This is a genomic window from Bacillus sp. NMTD17, from assembly GCF_002998735.1.
Lineage (GTDB): Bacteria > Bacillota > Bacilli > Bacillales > Bacillaceae > Bacillus.
The window spans coordinates 445,355-461,797 of the sequence record NZ_PVRH01000001.1 but is presented as its reverse complement, the minus strand read 5'-3'; the positions used below and the strand labels follow the sequence as shown (position 1 = coordinate 461,797).

The following is a 16,443-nucleotide window of genomic DNA, read 5'->3' as shown; positions in this document are numbered from 1 at the left end:
CATTGTTCACACCGTTTTTCCTTCGTCATCTACGAAGGCACGGTTCCTCTTTTTTAAATCGTCTTCAATTTCTTCAAGACTTCTCCCTTTCGTTTCAGTCACCATATATTTCACAAATAAGAAGGCACCTACGCCGATGACCGCATAAATGAGGAAAAGATTACTGATCCCCATCGCGCTTAGTAAAGTTGGGAAGGTAAGCGAGATGATTAAATTCCCTGTATGAAGGAGGAAGGTAGAGACGCCTGTCCCGATTCCTCGAACATGTACTGGGAACAGCTCTGGAAGCATTACCCAAACGACAGGACCCCAGCTGACAGCAAAGATGACGATAAAGAGCCCTAAACAAATAATCGTCGTCCATCCTGCAGCTGTTGACCCCTCGAAAAATCGATTGACCACTGACAGGACAATTAAACTTAGGACCATGCCAGCATTCCCAAATAAGAGCAGCGCTTTACGCCCTACACGGTCAATGATTTTAATCGCCACAAACGTCATGACGACATTCACTGCCCCAATTCCGACGGTTCCTAAAATAGCCGCTGAATTGCCAAAGCCAACGCTTGTGAATGTTTTTGGTGCATAGTAAATAATCGTATTGGTACCGATAAACTGCTGCAGAAAGGCAAGACCGACACCAGCGATTAATGCTGGACGTACCCACGGCTCAAATAATTCCTTAAAACCGCCTTTTTCTTCACTTTCCGCCTGTTGAATATCAGAAATTTCTTCTTCAACTTCTTGCTTACTCTTTCTGAGTTTAGATAATATCTCTTTTGCACGGTCTGCCTGTCCATGGACAAACAGCCAGCGGGGACTTTCCGGCATAAATAAAATCCCACATAATAAAAGCACAGAAGGTACGACCGCAATTCCAAGCATCAGGCGCCATGCTTCTGCATCCGCTAAAGCGTAATTCACAATATAGGCGAGTAGAATACCAAATGTGATCATGAGTTGGTTTAATGAGGACAATGCTCCTCGCGATTCCTTTGGAGCAAGTTCAGATAAATATAATGGAACAATCGTTGTTGAGCACCCGACAGCAAGCCCTAGTACAATTCGGAATAAGACCATCACTTCCGTATTCGGAGCAAGGGCTGTACCAAATCCGCCGATAATAAACAAAATTGCTGCGGCGATGATGGCTTTTTTCCGCCCAAATTGATCTGTCAGCTTTCCAGAAAGAGAGGAACCGAGCATCGCTCCGATTAAAATCGAGCTGACAACAAGTCCCTCTGTAAACGCGTTTAACCCTAAATCCTCTTTCATAAATAAGATGGCGCCAGAAATGACACCTGTATCATAGCCATATAAGGCGCCGCCAAGTGCGCCGAAGAAATAAAGCCATCCATTCCGATTTTTCATGTTCATAACCCCTCTTTTGTTCTGTATGTACTGGATGTTTCTCTATGGAAAATCATTTTCCTCACTTCCTGTCATTTCAAACATTTCAATGTTTTATGACAAATATATTTCATTTGAAGTATCATTGAAACTTTTTACGATAAGGAAACGTCAATTAAGCGTTAGTGAAAAAAATGTCGCACTATATCCCGTTTTAAGGTATATTTGTTTTAGTTTGTAAGCAAAAAGAAGGACATCTTTACTATAAAAATCATAGCGAGGGTTTAAAATATATGGATCAATCAAGAAGCAAACGCAAAGGAAAAAAGCGTTTAAAGCCATGGGTGAAAGTCACTCTATTTATAGTCGGTATTCTTTTACTGACAACCGCTTCTGTCACAGGCTATGCCTACTATAAAGTGACAAGCGCTGCCAAAAAAGCGCAAGTATCTTTAGATCGCGGCGCTCAATCTGTCAAAAGGATTGAAGCATTCGATCCTGGGAAAGACAGCTTTTCTGTCTTGCTGCTTGGCATTGACAGCAGACCGGGCGAAACAGTGAAACAAGCACGAAGCGATGCGATGGTCTTAGCAACCGTCAATCGTACAAATAAAACCGTAAAATTATTAAGCATTCCAAGGGACTCATATGTAAATATTCCAGGGCATGGCTATGACAAAATTACACATGCACACGCATTTGGTGGTGCAGATTTAACCTTAAGTACAGTCGAAGATTTACTAGATATTCCGGTTGATTTTGTGATCCAAAGTAATTTCAAAGCATTTAAAGAGATCGTCAATGAACTAAACGGAGTCTCTATTAACGTCAAGGATGAATATGTGGTCAAACAGGTTCTAAAAGATACAAAGGGCAAGGTACAGCTTCAAACAGGAACTCATACACTAGACGGTGATCAAGCTCTCGCATATGTGAGAACAAGAAAAGCAGACAGTGATTTAATGCGCGGGCAGCGTCAAATGGAAGTATTAAAAGCCATTTTTGATAAGTCAAAATCGTTAACGTCTATTCCGTCATATGACAATATCATTGATACACTTGGCGATAATGTCGCGACCAACCTTTCAATGAAAGAGCTAGTCGGGCTGTTCCCGCTTCTGACGTCATTGAAATCGGTTGATACCATTCAGCTGAAAGGCTCTGATTACCAGCCAAACGGAGTTTATTATTACCAATTGGATCAAAACCAGCTAAACGAAGTGAAGACTGAATTGAAGAAGCAGCTTGAATTATCATAAACAAAAAGCGTTCCTAAGGGGCGCTTTTTGTTTGTTGACAAAGAGCTAAAATGATTTTTATTTTAGCCCTTTGGCTTCTTTTCAGCGTGTTGTGATGATGCAGATTTTACCCCTTTGGCTTATTTCCTTGATCATTCGATCTTTTTTGTTTAGCCTTGATAGAGAGGAACAACCATCCTATTGCTCATGAGAATGAAGGAAATCGTACATACTTTGAAGAGGCGATTGCATGCATGAAGGAGGATTTGACAGCGATGAAAAAAATGATTGCGATTGATTTAGACGGTACACTTTTAAATACAAAAAGTGAAATATCTGCTCAAAACCGGGAGGCATTGATTCGTGCGAAGGAAGCGGGATATATTGTCACCATCTGTACAGGGCGGGCGACTTTTGATGTAAAGGAACTGCTTGGCAATTTGGACATCCCCATTATTGCAGCAAACGGCGGAACCGTTCATACCGAAGGATACGAACTTTTCAGCCGTATCACACTTGACCAAGAAGCAGGAAAACGAGCGGCTAAGGCATTAGTAGAACGAAACATTTACTTTGAGGTCTATACGGACGATGCGCTCCTCTCTCCTTTTGATGGAAAAGAGAAGCTGAAAGCAGAATTTGATGTCATCAAAAGTGCGAACCCAAATGAGGATGTAGCTGATTTATGGGAAGGAGCGATGACTCAATTCAAACAATTTGGCATCAAACCAGTAGATGATATTCGCCAGATTTTTGAGTCGAATGAAGCGACCTATAAATTACTCTGCTTCTCATTTGATATGAACAAGCTACAGGAAGCACGAGATCTTCTCGCGGAAATGCCTGAGCTTTCATTGACCTCTTCTGGAAAACATATCATTGAGGTACTGCCAAAAGAGTCTGGGAAAGGACATGCTCTCAAAAAGCTCGCAGCTCATTATGGCGTAGACCGCTCACATATTTATGCGATTGGCGACAGCCCCAACGATCTATCCATGTTTGAGGAAGCAGGCCACCGCATTGCAATGGGGAATGCCGTAGATGTTATTAAAGAAAAGAGCACCTTCATCACAAAAGGCAATCATGAAGACGGTGTTGCTTACTTTATTGATCTGCTTTTACAAAATCAATTCCACGAAAAAAAGACGCTAGTCTGATCAGCGCCTAGAGAGAAGTCTAGAAGTCCGATACGAGCGTGGATCGGGCTTTTTCTTTATTTTTTGATTCTAACAGCCGTCTCATACTTATTCTTCCAGTACGTACTTGTTTTCATATTCGTAAGCACGACACCATTTGAGACGGTCACATGAATGACTTGATTTGACCCTGCATAAATCGCCGGCATCAATGACGTTCCACTAAAGAAAACGAGATCTCCCGGCTTCAGCTCCGAACGTTTCACAGGCGTACCTGTCTTGACTTGACCTGACGCATAGCGAGGCAGATCAATACCAAGCACTTCTCGATACACGTACTGTGTGAACCCTGCTGTGTCAAATCCCTCTTCTGGATTCGTCCCGCCTTTGACATAAGGAACTTCACCAATATACGTAGCGGCTTTTGAGACAACCGGATCTTCTTTTGCTAATTTCAGCTCCGTTAATCGTTTCGCCCCTGTCCATTTTTCTCGCCAATACGATTCAGACAAATAAGAAATCGTGACACTTTCCGAACGGCTCGCATGAATAAAACTGTCGCCGCCAATATACATCCCTACATGAGAAATGCCTGGCTTATATGTGTTGCTAAAAAAGACAAAATCTCCAGGACGTATATCAACTAATGCCACTTTTTCTCCAACCATCCACTGCTGTTCAGCACTTCGAGGTAAATAAATCCCTAGTGATTTTTCAAATACATATTGTAAAAAGCCTGAACAATCAAAGCCAACCTTAGGGTCTGCTGCACCAAATACATAAGGAATACCTACATATTTCATCGCATCTTTCACAAGACGGTCATCAGAGATTTCTGGTGTGCCGGGCAGTCGTTTGACTGCATAAAATCGGTCCGTCCAGTATTTGCTTTTGCTGACATCTGTTTTCACCACACCCTGACTGAGCGTGATGTGGATGACCTGATCGTTACCAGCGTACAGCGCCACATGCGTCGGGATATCCTTTGTTTCTTCAAGGCTGCGGAAATATACAAGGTCACCGGGCCGGGCTTTGTCCCATGATACCTTTTCCCCAATCTGATACTGGTCGATCACCTTCCGCGGCAAATCAAATGCTCCTGATGTCTTGTACACATATTGAATAAACCCAGATGCGTCAAAGCCCGTTTTTGGATCGGTTCCTCCTTTATGATAAGGTGTTCCAATCAGCTTTTCCGCTTGCTCCAAAGGAGACGCTGTTTGAGCAGATACTTCTGATTGAGACATGAACATCAACCCTACGAGCACACACCCACCAATCAACATTCCTTTCCATTTCATGATCTTTCCCCTCCTTTCTTCTATAGTTTCGGCATGACACCTTTCATTTTACACCTTTTTTCGACAAAAAAGAGCACGCAATGCGCGCCCTCTATGCTCTTTAAAATTATTTACTTGCTTCCGTTTTTGATTGCTTTTGCTGTTCGATTTTCTGCATTTCAACCGAGATCTTTTGTTTTTCATGATCTGTGAGGCTGTCACTAAATTTAAAAGCAGACATAAAGACAAAGACTAAAATTAACGCAACAAACGGCCAGCTTGCTTTTAGGAATTTCATTTCTTCTCTTTCCCTCCGTTTTCTTTTAAGTGTTTAACTTTATCAGCGTGATCTACTTCAAAGAAAATGTGTCCGTCTTTTTCTTTCCAATCCGCATTCGTACCATTTGTCAGCATACGGATAATGGATTTTGATTCAAAAGATCCTGCTTTAACCGGAGCAGGTGTTGCTTCCTTGATATACATTGGGACAACTTCAAATGTCGCTTTTCCATCTTCATTCAGATGATACTGAACAAGTGCAGAATCACGTGTTCTTGACCAGCCTTGGTCAAAAATAAAGTTCCCTAAGCTATAGAAGATCGCCGTGCCGTTATAGACTTCCATTGGCTCAAGAACGTGCGGATGAGCACCGATAATGATATCAGCACCAGCTTTTGACATCGCTCTTGCCAATTCTCTTTGTCTATCGTTTACCTCATTGTTGTACTCCTGTCCCCAGTGAGCATGAACAACGACGATATCTGCCTTTTCAGCAGCCTGCGAGATCATCGGAATAAAGATAGATGGATCGGCTGGCAAGATACCCGCCTGGCGATTCGTTGCTTTAAAATCTTTCCCATACACATCAGTAAAACCAAGTGTAGCGATTTTGACACCATTTACTTCTTTGTACGAAATGTTCTGCTTCGCATCCTGAAGGTTACGGCCTGCGCCTGTATAATCCATGCCAGCATGTTCAAAGGCATCAATCGTGTTGTTCAGCCCTTTTTCACCATAGTCTGCCGCATGGTTATTTGCAAAGTTTAATACAGAGAAATTCAAATCCTTCAATGCTTTGACAGAATCTTCGTCTGTTTTCAAATGAATATTCTTTTGTGCCGCTTGTTCTTTATCTGATGCGACTGGATGCTCAAAGTTACCAGTCACATAATCTGACACATCAAAATATGGCTTGGCGTAACGAAAGAGATGCTGTTTTCCATAACGGTCTGTTACTTTCTCTACGTTTCTTCCAAACATAATGTCACCGACAAACGAAGCGGTCAGGATGTTTTCTGGATTCTTTTGTACAGTTGGCACTTGTGCTTTCCCGATAAACGTAAATAGAAATGTACAAGCAATGACAATCGGTAAAGCAATCAGTACGTGTTTATTCGTCTTTTTCTTTTGGTTCTTTGTGATTTTCAGCAGCTTTTCCTGAAAGCTCAATTTTTTATTCATCATTGGACACACCTTATCTTAAAATAGATAGTAAACATACATGATGGCAAATGTTGCACCACTTAGAAGTAACGTGCTTCCAAGGGTAATCGTAAGACCCTGCTTTTGAATCGTATTTGCAATCAATCCAGGAACGATAATACCGATTCCGCGGAATTCTGCTATTTCAAATGGAACCACTGGATAGAAGAAATCAAATACAAGCTTTAAGGCGATCCCTGTAATTAGCATCGCAGCAAACTTTCTGCGTCCGTATAAAATCATAAATTTCGATAGACCAAAGCGAACGATGACATACGTAAGCAAGCTGACAGATAAGACGACTAAAATAAAGACTGGCTGGTTAAATACAAGCGCCAGATAACCTGGGACAACAAGTCCAGCTGGTACGATTCCTGTTTTTTCTGCAAAGATTAAACTAAGTAGAACACCTAAAATTAACGAGATATAAAGATCTGATCCGAACATTTTCTATATTTCCTCCTAGCTGACAAGCTGCTTAATTTTGTATTCTTGAATTTTTTCGATTAACGGTTCAGCGGCACCATGAATATTGCCGACTCCATAAACCACTCGATTATGAAGCTTTTTCTCAAGCATATTCATAATTTCTTCTGTAGATTGATATTCAAGGTTGTGTAAGTGGTCAGCCGGAATTTTCCCATCCTCATATGCCTTCACAATTGGATCTGTTGTTTCACCAATCAAGACAAGATCACTTGCTTCAATATAAGGAAGTACATCTTCCGCAAACTGGATCGTTCTATCTACACGATCCGCACGGCAGTTCATGATAATAATCGGTTCATCTGTTGGATATCCAATCTCTTTCACACGCTTCCAAATGTTCAATGTAGATGATGCGTCATTTGCCGCAAAACCATTTACAAAGTGTCCAGGTGTTTTCGCGTCCATTAATGGAAGAATTCTCATCGCTCCTGGATCAGGTGGCGCATTTAACATTCCTCTGAATGCCGTATCTTCATCAATTCCTAATGCCTGTGCAACACCAAGTGCAAGTGAGGCATTATCTGGGAAGACCATGTACTCAAATTTCCGTAAATACTCATCAGAAATCTTGGAATTATCTGCAACAATGACTTCTGTGTTGCGCTTTTTCGCAATCTCTTTAAAGAATTCCGTATATTCACTATCCGTAATAACCAAGTGTCCATTGTAAGGAATTGTCGCTGTAAAGGCTTCTGCTATTTCATCAAGTGTCGGCCCCATTACGTCCATATGATCTTCAAGAACGTTTACGATCACGCCAATATTCGCTTGAAGCAGCTCTTCCTGAAAGATAATTTGGTAATCTGGATTTACTGCCATACATTCACTGACGATGGCATTTGCTCCTCTTTCAACGGTTTCTCTCATAACTTCCTTCTGCTCACCGATATTTGGTCCTTGCGGTTTCCTTTTAATCGGTTTCTCCTCTGGCGTATCCCAATAAATCATTCTTGCATCTGTTCCCGTTGTTTTGCCGACAGTTTTATAACCTGCCTCCATTAAGATACCGGTTGTCAATCTTGTAACGGTAGACTTTCCGCGAATACCATTAATATTGACGCGCACCGGCAAGGCATCGATATTTTTCTGGTGACGCTTCTTTTCAATAAAGCCAATCCCTAACATGATGACACAGGCTATAACGATTAACCACATCGCTTATCTACATCTCCTTTTTTTATGAGTGTGATATGTAAATTCAATCAACAGTATATATGTTCAGCATAAAATCACAATCGGTATTATGTAACATAATCTTTCACTTCCTCGTATGCCAAATTCCTCTAATCAGAAGGCGGATTTGCCTAGCTCTTCTTTAAATGAAAAGGCCAAAAGGCGGACAAAAATTGGTATGAATTTCAGCTTCAATCAAGAGAAAGCGTTACCATCAAGCATCGGAAAATCTTTTGTCCTTTTCTCCCTAAATTTTTTGACAATTATTAAGATGTATTTTGAATCAATGTTTTAAAGCCCTTTAAACTCTATAACATCAGTCATATCAGCGCTTTAAATGAATAGTGCGTGTTTTGGAATGTTTTCGATTTTTGAAGGAACAGGTTAGAAAGTCATCCTCATCGGTCAGAATGCTACGCGTTGACCTATGACAAAGGTCACCTCTAAAAAAATCAAGTCATATGCTTATTTTCGGGTCACAAAAAATTGGGATAAGATGTAAACTATTGATCATTTCGGAATACCTGCTTTTTACGATATTCGCTCCTTATGACCTAAACAATGAAACATTATTCATTTGTTTTTATCAAGATTCATCATTTCTTAACATTTTTAATATGATTTTAGTTGAAAGTTGTCAATTCATGTCATGCTTTCCCCAAAGATGACGAATAAAATCAGCTTCTCCGCTTACACTAAGGTTAAAAAATCTGTGAGAGGAGGCTAAAGATGCCAAACAGCAATGAGCAAACACGGTTGCATTTTTTATCAGGCAGCTTCGAGGAAAAAATCCGGATTCTGAAAAAAACATTTCAGCAAAGCGGGGATTTTGAATACCGAGAGTTAATGGTGAATGAAACGAAATCTGTCCTGTTTTTTATTAAAACAAGAGTAGATGAAGGCAAATTAAATGATTTCATTATCGGCAACTTGTTAGGACCTCCTGGAAAGCAGGAATATACGAAATCTCTCAGTACACTCGAAACTGGTGACTTGACGCTGATTACAGACAGTATTATTGCTGGAAGCATTGCGTTTCTTGATGAAAATTCCTCACAGATCAAATTGTTTTCTGTCGGTCAGCCGCCGCTGCGCTCTATTTCTGAACCTTCATCTGAAAGTATTATTGCTGGAGCACATGACGGATTTGTTGAAAGTCTTGATACCAACATCTACTTACTGCGTTCGCATTTAAATGATCGAAAGCTCGCCATTCAGTATCATAAGATTGGTACAAAATCTGAAACAAAGCTTGCGACTGTTTATATATCTGATATCGCTAATCAAGAAAAGGTAGAAGAGGTAAACAAACGGATTTCTTCTATTAAAGTAGACACGCTGCTAAGTCCTGGCTCTATTGTTGAGGCGATTGAGGATGATTCATTTTCTATTTTCCCGCAGCTTATTGATACAGAACGCCCTGATAAGGTGAGATCTGCAATCCTTGAAGGGCGAATTGTGGTGATGATGGATGGCAGTCCGATGGCCATCATTCTTCCTGTCACCTTCTTTAGCTTCTTTCAATCACCTGATGATTATAATAGCCGCTGGATTCCGGCTACGTTTATCCGTGTTCTCCGCTATCTTGCCTGTATCATCGCAGTCATTTTGCCATCTTTTTATATCGCTGTCATTGGCTTTCATTATGAGGTCGTCCCAGATGAATTAGCCATAACGATGAAAAATTCAATTATCGGTATCCCATTTCCTCCTTTGATAGAAGCGATGCTAATGGAAATCACCATTGAACTCATTCGTGAGGCAGGGGTGCGTCTACCTAGACCAATTGGTCAAACCATTGGTATCGTAGGTGGTTTGGTCATTGGGGATGCTGTTGTACAAGCAGGACTCATCTCAAATGTTCTTGTCATCGTGGTCGCCGTGACCGCTGTCGCTTCCTTTGTCCTTCCATCATTTGAAATGACGGCCACCATTAGGATGCTGCGTTTCCCGCTCATGTTCATGGCATCAATGTTTGGTTTTATTGGCATTTCATTTGGATTATCCATCATTCTCATGAATTTATGCCGCCTTGAATCACTAGGGGTACCATACTTATCACCTGTTACTCCATTTAACTGGCAGGATTTAAAAGATACTGTAATTCGCCTCCCAATGTGGATGTACAAAAATCGCCCTGTTTATTTAAATCCGCAAAAGAAAAAGCAAATTGAACATTTGAGAGGATGGAAAAAGAAAAATGAAAAATAAAATATCTCCACCTCAAGCTGTCTTTTTTCTCATTCAATCTCAAATTGGTGTCGGTATTTTATCGCTCCCCCACTTTTTGATGAAAGACATGGGACACGATGGCTGGATGGCGATCATTGTCGCCTGTTTTTTTATCCAAATCATCAATACAATTTTCATTTACATCATTCATAAATATCCAGAAACATCATTCTTCCAAGCATTAATTGATGTATTTGGTCAATGGATTGGGAAATTACTGATTGCACTGTATATACTGTATTTTGCCTCCGTCTGTATTGTCGTTTTATCCATTTTCACCAGAATTATTGGTATGTGGGTTCTGCCGCTGACGCCAAACTGGGTCATCAATCTATTACTCATTACTTCCATTGTTTATATTGCGAAGGAGCAAATTACAGCCATTGTCAGGTTTAACTTTATCTTAACTCCCCTTCTCCTTTTGCTTTCCTTGCTGATGTTCTATTCATTAAAAGGGACCAATATCGATTATCTGATGCCTTTTTTTCAAACAGACATTTCTCAGTTTCAGCTTGGGCTGAAGGACGTCGTACTATCGATGAATGGATTTGAGATGATCCTTATTCTTTCTCCCTTTATGAAAGGCACGATTAAGGAACGGTATAAAATCATGACCATTTCAAATATATGCACGACGCTTTACTACCTATTTATTACATTGATTTGTTTTATGTTTTTTAGTCCAATTGAGCTTGATGTGATTCCCAACCCTGTTCTTTACTTATTAAAAACCATTTCCTTCGGTATCATTGAGCGGACAGATTTAATTTTTCTTAGCTTCTGGGTGTTTATTATTCTTGCCACATTGAGTAACTATCTGTACTTTTGTGCAAATGGCATTTCCAGTTTACTGAAGAAAAAGGATCACAAAAAATATGTTTATTGTTTCGCCATTCTGATATATGCGTCTAGCTGTTTTTTGGCAGTCGATAACTTTCGCATTCAGCGTTTCAATGATTTTACAACGATTGCTCAGTATTCGTTCATTTACACACTTCCAGCATTCATGGCGATCGTTATCTTTATCAAACAACGTAAAAAGAAGGTGAAATCACATGCGTCATAAATATGTCCTGACTCTCCTCATGTGCGTGTCTCTCACCATGATGCCTGGCTGCTGGGATCAAAACCTATTAAAAAACATCTCCCTTGTCCTTACTTCCGCCATTGATCAAGGGGAAGATGATAACGCAAAAGTATCGATTACCTACCGAAAAGTACAACAGTCTCAAAGTATGCAGCAAGGAAGTTCAGGTACTTATTCAACCACTGTACTGACAACCAATGCTCCAACTTTACGTAAAGCGGGAACAGACTTCGGCCGAATGGTTGACCAAAAGATTGATATGTCAAAAATGAGGATTTTACTGATCGGTGATGAATTCTCTCAAAATCAACTTCTTCCCTACTTAGACATGTTCTATCGCGATCCGAAAAGTCCTTTGCTTGCCAATTTAGCCGTTGTGAAAGGCGGTTCAAGCATTGATGTGATCAACAAATTACTAAAAGAACAGCTCATTGTCAGTGACTATTTAAACAATCTCATTACAACTGCCTCAAGAGGTTCACAAGTGACCGCTGGAAATATTCAAAGCATACGCTCAAAGATGCTCCAAACAGGAGAAGACTTTACCCTGCCTTTAATTGTATTTGATCAGTCTAAACAACTAATCAAAGTAGCAGGTGTGGCTTTATTCGATAATGAGAAAAAAACTGGTGAGCTTTATGGTCAAGATGCCATGCTTCTCAATCTCATGAATAATAAAATCGGGAAATATGCAAATTTCACTAAAAAGATCAGAAATGATATGGAGTTGAAGGGAAATAACTATATTACCATCCAAGTCACCGACTTAAAACGAGATATTCGTATTCTCAATTCTGATCATCGAAACGTGACAATTGGGCTAGATTTCGAATTCAAAACAGCTGTCGTTGAATATCCGAAAGACAATTTAGATAGTACGAAAAAGATCGATGAACTAAACAAACGATTATCAGCTATTTTCACAAAGGAAGCAGAAAAAGTAATCTCTGTTTTGCAGAAATCAAACTCCGACGTGTTAAGTCTTGGAAGAAAGTATCGCGTTAAAAATTATGATGAATATGTAAAAATGAATTGGAAAACTGATTATCCAAATGTAAAAATCATCCCAAAAATCAAAGTGAATATTACAGAAACAGGGATTACTAGTTAATAAAAGGAAGATAGCATCTTTCTTTTATTTTTTTATTTTTTTAAGATTGTCATTTTAATGCTTTCATGATAATCTATCTGTGTAAACGGTTACACATTCACGAAGGGAGGCACTCCATTGGCTACAATTAAAGATGTTGCAAAAGCTGCACAAGTGTCTGTTGCCACTGTTTCACGCGTGCTTAACGATACTGGATATGTCCATACAGATACGAAAACCCGCGTGACACAAGCGATGCAGGAGCTGAACTACTTTCCCAATGAAGTGGCTAGATCCCTTTTCAAAAGAGAATCACGCTTAATCGGTTTGATTTTACCTGATATTACGAATCCCTTCTTCCCTCAGCTCGCTAGAGGCGTTGAGGACGAAATTCATGCGCATGGTTTTCGATTATTATTCGGAAACAGTGATGAAGATCGAGAGAAGGAAATGGCCTATTTACAAACCTTTAAACAAAATCAAGTGGTCGGTGTCATCGCTGTCACAAACGAACCTGAATCAGATATATACAATGATGATGAATTACCGGTTGTGTTCTTAGATCGAACCGTTCCACATGCACCTTCTGTGTTTGCAGATGCTGCAGCTGGCGGGAAAATGGCCGCAATGGAATTAATCAGACGCGGCAGCCGGCAGATCACACTGCTAAAAGGACCTGCCCACCTTCAAACAGCGAGGCAGCGATTCAAGGGCGCACTCGATGTACTGACGGAAAAAGGAGTCGACTTTCATGTGATGTCTAATGCTTCATTTTCCTTTCAAGAAGCCCGCAAGAGCGCCAAGGCTCTTTTCCAGCTGTACCCTGAAACAGATGGCATCATTGCCAGCAATGACATCGTCGCAACAGCGGTCATACACGAAGCGCTTCGGATCGGAAAAGCCATTCCAGATGATGTTCAAATCATTGGGTTTGATGATATTCCGCAAAGCGAGCTGCTCTTCCCTTCCTTATCTACGATTAGGCAGCCTGCCTATGAGATGGGAAAAGAAGCGGCACAGCTGTTAATCAAAGCGATTCAGAAACAACCTATAGATCAACCAGTTATCCAAATGCCCGTCTCTTTTATTGAACGAGAGACCACAAGAAAGGTGGATTCACAATGAGTCATATTGTCGTAGTAGGAAGCTGTTCTATGGATTTAGTCGTCACATCGGATAAACGGCCAAATGCCGGTGAAACGGTGTTAGGCGAATCATTTAAAACCGTCCCAGGGGGAAAAGGCGCCAATCAAGCAGTCGCAAGTGCCAGACTCGGTGCAGATGTATACATGGTCGGCCGAGTCGGTGATGATGCTTATGGTCAGGATATTGTCAGCAATCTACAAGATCAAGGGGTCCGCACCCCATATATGAAACCGGTTACCGAAATGGAAAGCGGCACCGCTCATATCATTTTAGCAGAAGGTGATAACAGCATTGTCGTGGTCAAAGGAGCAAATGACGAGGTCACTCCTGACTATGTTAGAGAGGCACTTTCTACAATAGATGATATTGGGATAGTTCTCGTTCAGCAGGAAATACCTGAAGAAACAGTCGAAGCTGTCTGCTCCATTTGCAGTGACAAAGAAATCCCTGTGATTTTAAACCCTGCACCTGCCCGCAAAGTATCGCAGCAGGTTTTAGACCAGGCTGCCTATATTACACCGAATGAGCACGAAGCTGTTCTCATGTTTGATGGACTCCCAATTGAAGACGCCTTGCGTCAATACCCTAACAAATTACTCATCACAGAAGGGAAAAATGGGGTTCGATTTTTTGACGGATTGAAAGAAGTGCTAGTTCCAGGCTTTCCTGTTGAAGCAGTTGATACAACAGGAGCAGGCGATACCTTTAACGGAGCCTTGGCTGTAGCCTTAACAGAGGGCAAATCTCTCTATGACGCACTTGCCTATGCCAACCTTGCAGCATCAATGTCTGTCACAAAGTTCGGTGCACAAGGCGGCATGCCAACAAGAGAAGAACTGGAGAAAAAGAAATGAAAAAAAACGGCATCTTAAACAGTCATATCGCCAAGGTACTTGCTGACCTTGGTCATACAGATACAATCGTCATCGCAGACTGCGGTCTTCCTATTCCAGAAGGTCCAGTCAAAATCGACCTGGCGTTATCAATCGGCACACCGTCCTTTCAGGAGGTCACCTCCCTCCTTCTTCAGGAAATGGCGGTTGAACACATTACTGTGGCTAGTGAAATCAAAGAAGCCAATGAGCGAGATCATCTATTTCTAAAGAAAGCGTTCTCACAGCCATTACATGATGTAGACCACGAGACGTTCAAAAACATGACCAAGCAGGCAAAAGCAGTCATTCGCACGGGTGAAGCCACCCCATACGCAAACTGCATTCTTCATGCCGGTGTCATCTTTTAAAAGGAGGAGCCAGATATGAACATTGAGATGCATAACATCCATAAGGCCTTTGGAAAAAACACCGTTCTTTCCGGGGTCTCCTTTGACCTCGTCACAGGTGAGGTCCACGCGCTCATGGGCGAAAATGGCGCGGGAAAATCTACTTTAATGAACCTGCTCACAGGTCTTTATTCATTAGATCAAGGAACGATTCAAATCGACGGAAAAGAAACCGCTTTCAAAAATCCGAAGGAAGCGGAACAACACGGCATCGCCTTTATTCATCAGGAGCTCAACATATGGCCGGATATGACCGTCTTGGAAAACCTATTCATCGGGAAAGAAATCTATACGAAGTTTGGATTGCTAGACACAAAGAAAATGAAGGTTCTTGCCCAAAGCCAGCTGGACCGATTGTCTGTGAACCTCTCGCTTGATCAAGAGGCAGGCAGCTGCTCTGTTGGACAAAAACAGATGATTGAGATTGCAAAGGCATTAATGACTGATGCGAAGGTGATCATCATGGATGAGCCAACAGCAGCTCTAACAGACCGTGAGATTGAAAAGCTCTTTCAGGTCATTGAATCTCTCAAAAAAGAAGGCGTATCCATTGTCTATATTTCTCACCGTATGGAGGAAATCTTTGCGATCTGTGACCGGATTACAATCATGCGCGATGGGAAAACAGTCGATACGAAAGACATACCTGAAACGAATTTCCATGAGGTCGTTAAAAAAATGGTCGGCCGCGAATTAACAGATCGATACCCTGAGAGATTGCCTTCTCTAGGAGATATTGTCCTTGAGGTGAAGCAAGCGACAAGAAAAGGACAATTCCATGATATCAGTTTCTCAGTCAAAGCTGGAGAAATCGTCGGTGTTGCAGGCTTAATGGGCGCTGGCAGAACCGAAATGATGCGGTCGCTGTTTGGTCTTGATCCTCTTGATCAAGGTGAAATCTGGGTCCATGGGAAAAAGGCTGTCATTAAAAAACCAAGTGATGCCGTCAAGCTCGGCATCGGCTTTATCACAGAGGATCGCAAAGATGAAGGACTCATGCTGGATGCATCCATCCGAGAAAACATTGGACTGCCAAACTTAGAAAGCTTCTCTCCAAAAGGACTGATTGATAAGAAAAACGAACAGGATTTTGTCGACCTGCTCATCAAAAGACTGACAATTAAAACGGCTTCCTCTGAAATTTCTGCTCGAAGTCTCTCTGGTGGAAATCAGCAAAAAGTCGTCATCGCCAAATGGATCGGCATCCAGCCGAAGGTCTTAATTTTAGATGAACCGACAAGAGGTGTCGATGTCGGAGCGAAACGAGAAATCTACCAGTTAATGAATGAACTGACTGATCGAGGTGTTGCCATTTTAATGGTCTCCTCTGAGCTCCCAGAAATTCTAGGGATGAGCGATCGAGTGCTTGTCATTCATGAAGGAACCATCAGCGGAGAATTAAATAAATCAGACGCAACACAAGAACGAATTATGACACTAGCTACAGGAGGGAAGTAA

The 16,443-nt window shown here is 41.3% G+C and carries 15 protein-coding genes; 9 read left to right on the top strand and 6 right to left on the bottom strand.

The features are described from left to right. Positions 1–6: 6 nt before the first annotated feature. On the bottom strand, positions 7–1,371 hold the full coding sequence (locus tag C6347_RS02340) for a sugar porter family MFS transporter (RefSeq protein ID WP_106071353.1): 1,365 nt from the start codon (positions 1,369–1,371) through the stop codon (positions 7–9). 272 nt (positions 1,372–1,643) lie between these two features. Here C6347_RS02340 and C6347_RS02335 point away from each other — a divergent pair, with 272 nt between their 5' ends. Both C6347_RS02335 and C6347_RS02330 read left to right on the top strand, forming a co-directional pair. Then, positions 1,644–2,609 carry an LCP family protein gene (locus tag C6347_RS02335; protein ID WP_003212964.1) on the top strand — a complete coding sequence of 322 codons (966 nt, stop codon included), beginning with the start codon at positions 1,644–1,646 and terminating at the stop codon, positions 2,607–2,609. Positions 2,610–2,863: 254 nt separating this feature from the next. Then, entirely contained in the window at positions 2,864–3,745 is an 882-nt protein-coding gene (locus C6347_RS02330; RefSeq protein ID WP_181185424.1) for a Cof-type HAD-IIB family hydrolase, read from the top strand. A 56-nt stretch (positions 3,746–3,801) separates the two neighbouring features. On the opposite strand, the gene C6347_RS02325 is transcribed toward C6347_RS02330, so the two are convergent. The 5 genes from C6347_RS02325 to pgsB all read right to left on the bottom strand — a co-directional run bounded on the left by C6347_RS02325 (position 3,802) and on the right by pgsB (position 8,130). Beyond that, positions 3,802–5,025, bottom strand: coding sequence for a C40 family peptidase (locus C6347_RS02325; RefSeq protein WP_106071352.1), 1,224 nt, complete (start codon positions 5,023–5,025; stop codon positions 3,802–3,804). 106 nt (positions 5,026–5,131) lie between these two features. Continuing rightward, positions 5,132–5,302, bottom strand: a complete 171-nt coding sequence (gene edmS / locus C6347_RS19140; RefSeq protein WP_003213661.1) for an extrachromosomal elements maintenance protein EdmS — start codon at positions 5,300–5,302, stop codon at positions 5,132–5,134. Beyond that, positions 5,299–6,465 carry a CapA family protein gene (locus tag C6347_RS02320; protein ID WP_034660209.1) on the bottom strand — a complete coding sequence of 389 codons (1,167 nt, stop codon included), beginning with the start codon at positions 6,463–6,465 and terminating at the stop codon, positions 5,299–5,301. The genes edmS and C6347_RS02320 overlap by 4 nt, the downstream gene beginning before the upstream one ends. A gap of 18 nt (positions 6,466–6,483) precedes the next feature. After that, positions 6,484–6,933 (bottom strand): poly-gamma-glutamate biosynthesis protein PgsC, encoded by a 450-nt coding sequence (gene pgsC / locus C6347_RS02315; RefSeq protein ID WP_012011488.1) that lies wholly within the window; start codon positions 6,931–6,933, stop codon positions 6,484–6,486. Positions 6,934–6,948: 15 nt separating this feature from the next. Further along, on the bottom strand, positions 6,949–8,130 hold the full coding sequence (pgsB, locus tag C6347_RS02310) for a poly-gamma-glutamate synthase PgsB (RefSeq protein WP_034660210.1): 1,182 nt from the start codon (positions 8,128–8,130) through the stop codon (positions 6,949–6,951). 747 nt (positions 8,131–8,877) lie between these two features. Between pgsB and C6347_RS02305 the strand changes: the two genes are divergently transcribed. The 7 genes from C6347_RS02305 (at position 8,878) to C6347_RS02275 (ending at position 16,443) form a co-directional block, all read left to right on the top strand. Further along, positions 8,878–10,359, top strand: a complete 1,482-nt coding sequence (locus C6347_RS02305) for a spore germination protein (RefSeq protein ID WP_066031637.1) — start codon at positions 8,878–8,880, stop codon at positions 10,357–10,359. After that, positions 10,349–11,446: a GerAB/ArcD/ProY family transporter gene (locus C6347_RS02300; protein ID WP_060597449.1), complete on the top strand. Its 1,098-nt coding sequence runs from the start codon at positions 10,349–10,351 to the stop codon at positions 11,444–11,446. The genes C6347_RS02305 and C6347_RS02300 overlap by 11 nt, the downstream gene beginning before the upstream one ends. Continuing rightward, positions 11,436–12,578, top strand: a complete 1,143-nt coding sequence (locus tag C6347_RS02295) for a Ger(x)C family spore germination protein (RefSeq protein WP_066031636.1) — start codon at positions 11,436–11,438, stop codon at positions 12,576–12,578. The genes C6347_RS02300 and C6347_RS02295 overlap by 11 nt, the downstream gene beginning before the upstream one ends. Positions 12,579–12,695: 117 nt before the next feature. Continuing rightward, positions 12,696–13,682, top strand: a complete 987-nt coding sequence (locus tag C6347_RS02290; protein WP_060597451.1) for a LacI family DNA-binding transcriptional regulator — start codon at positions 12,696–12,698, stop codon at positions 13,680–13,682. After that, complete coding sequence (gene rbsK, locus C6347_RS02285; protein WP_060597453.1) at positions 13,679–14,557, top strand: ribokinase; 879 nt, start codon at positions 13,679–13,681, stop codon at positions 14,555–14,557. The genes C6347_RS02290 and rbsK overlap by 4 nt, the downstream gene beginning before the upstream one ends. Further along, complete coding sequence (gene rbsD / locus C6347_RS02280; protein WP_060597455.1) at positions 14,554–14,946, top strand: D-ribose pyranase; 393 nt, start codon at positions 14,554–14,556, stop codon at positions 14,944–14,946. Before rbsK ends, rbsD begins: the two co-directional genes overlap by 4 nt. A gap of 15 nt (positions 14,947–14,961) precedes the next feature. Next, positions 14,962–16,443: a sugar ABC transporter ATP-binding protein gene (locus C6347_RS02275; RefSeq protein WP_066031635.1), complete on the top strand. Its 1,482-nt coding sequence runs from the start codon at positions 14,962–14,964 to the stop codon at positions 16,441–16,443.

Bases quoted from the DNA above. Each gene is read 5' to 3' on its own strand.
- C6347_RS02340 (WP_106071353.1), bottom strand. From the start codon at position 1,371: ATGAAAAATCGGAATGGATGGCTTTATTTCTTCGGCGCACTTGGCGGC.
- C6347_RS02335 (WP_003212964.1), top strand. From the start codon at position 1,644: ATGGATCAATCAAGAAGCAAACGCAAAGGAAAAAAGCGTTTAAAGCCA.
- C6347_RS02330 (WP_181185424.1), top strand. From the start codon at position 2,864: ATGAAAAAAATGATTGCGATTGATTTAGACGGTACACTTTTAAATACA.
- C6347_RS02325 (WP_106071352.1), bottom strand. From the start codon at position 5,025: ATGAAATGGAAAGGAATGTTGATTGGTGGGTGTGTGCTCGTAGGGTTG.
- edmS (WP_003213661.1), bottom strand. From the start codon at position 5,302: ATGAAATTCCTAAAAGCAAGCTGGCCGTTTGTTGCGTTAATTTTAGTC.
- C6347_RS02320 (WP_034660209.1), bottom strand. From the start codon at position 6,465: ATGAATAAAAAATTGAGCTTTCAGGAAAAGCTGCTGAAAATCACAAAG.
- pgsC (WP_012011488.1), bottom strand. From the start codon at position 6,933: ATGTTCGGATCAGATCTTTATATCTCGTTAATTTTAGGTGTTCTACTT.
- pgsB (WP_034660210.1), bottom strand. From the start codon at position 8,130: ATGTGGTTAATCGTTATAGCCTGTGTCATCATGTTAGGGATTGGCTTT.
- C6347_RS02305 (WP_066031637.1), top strand. From the start codon at position 8,878: ATGCCAAACAGCAATGAGCAAACACGGTTGCATTTTTTATCAGGCAGC.
- C6347_RS02300 (WP_060597449.1), top strand. From the start codon at position 10,349: ATGAAAAATAAAATATCTCCACCTCAAGCTGTCTTTTTTCTCATTCAA.
- C6347_RS02295 (WP_066031636.1), top strand. From the start codon at position 11,436: ATGCGTCATAAATATGTCCTGACTCTCCTCATGTGCGTGTCTCTCACC.
- rbsK (WP_060597453.1), top strand. From the start codon at position 13,679: ATGAGTCATATTGTCGTAGTAGGAAGCTGTTCTATGGATTTAGTCGTC.
- rbsD (WP_060597455.1), top strand. From the start codon at position 14,554: ATGAAAAAAAACGGCATCTTAAACAGTCATATCGCCAAGGTACTTGCT.
- C6347_RS02275 (WP_066031635.1), top strand. From the start codon at position 14,962: ATGAACATTGAGATGCATAACATCCATAAGGCCTTTGGAAAAAACACC.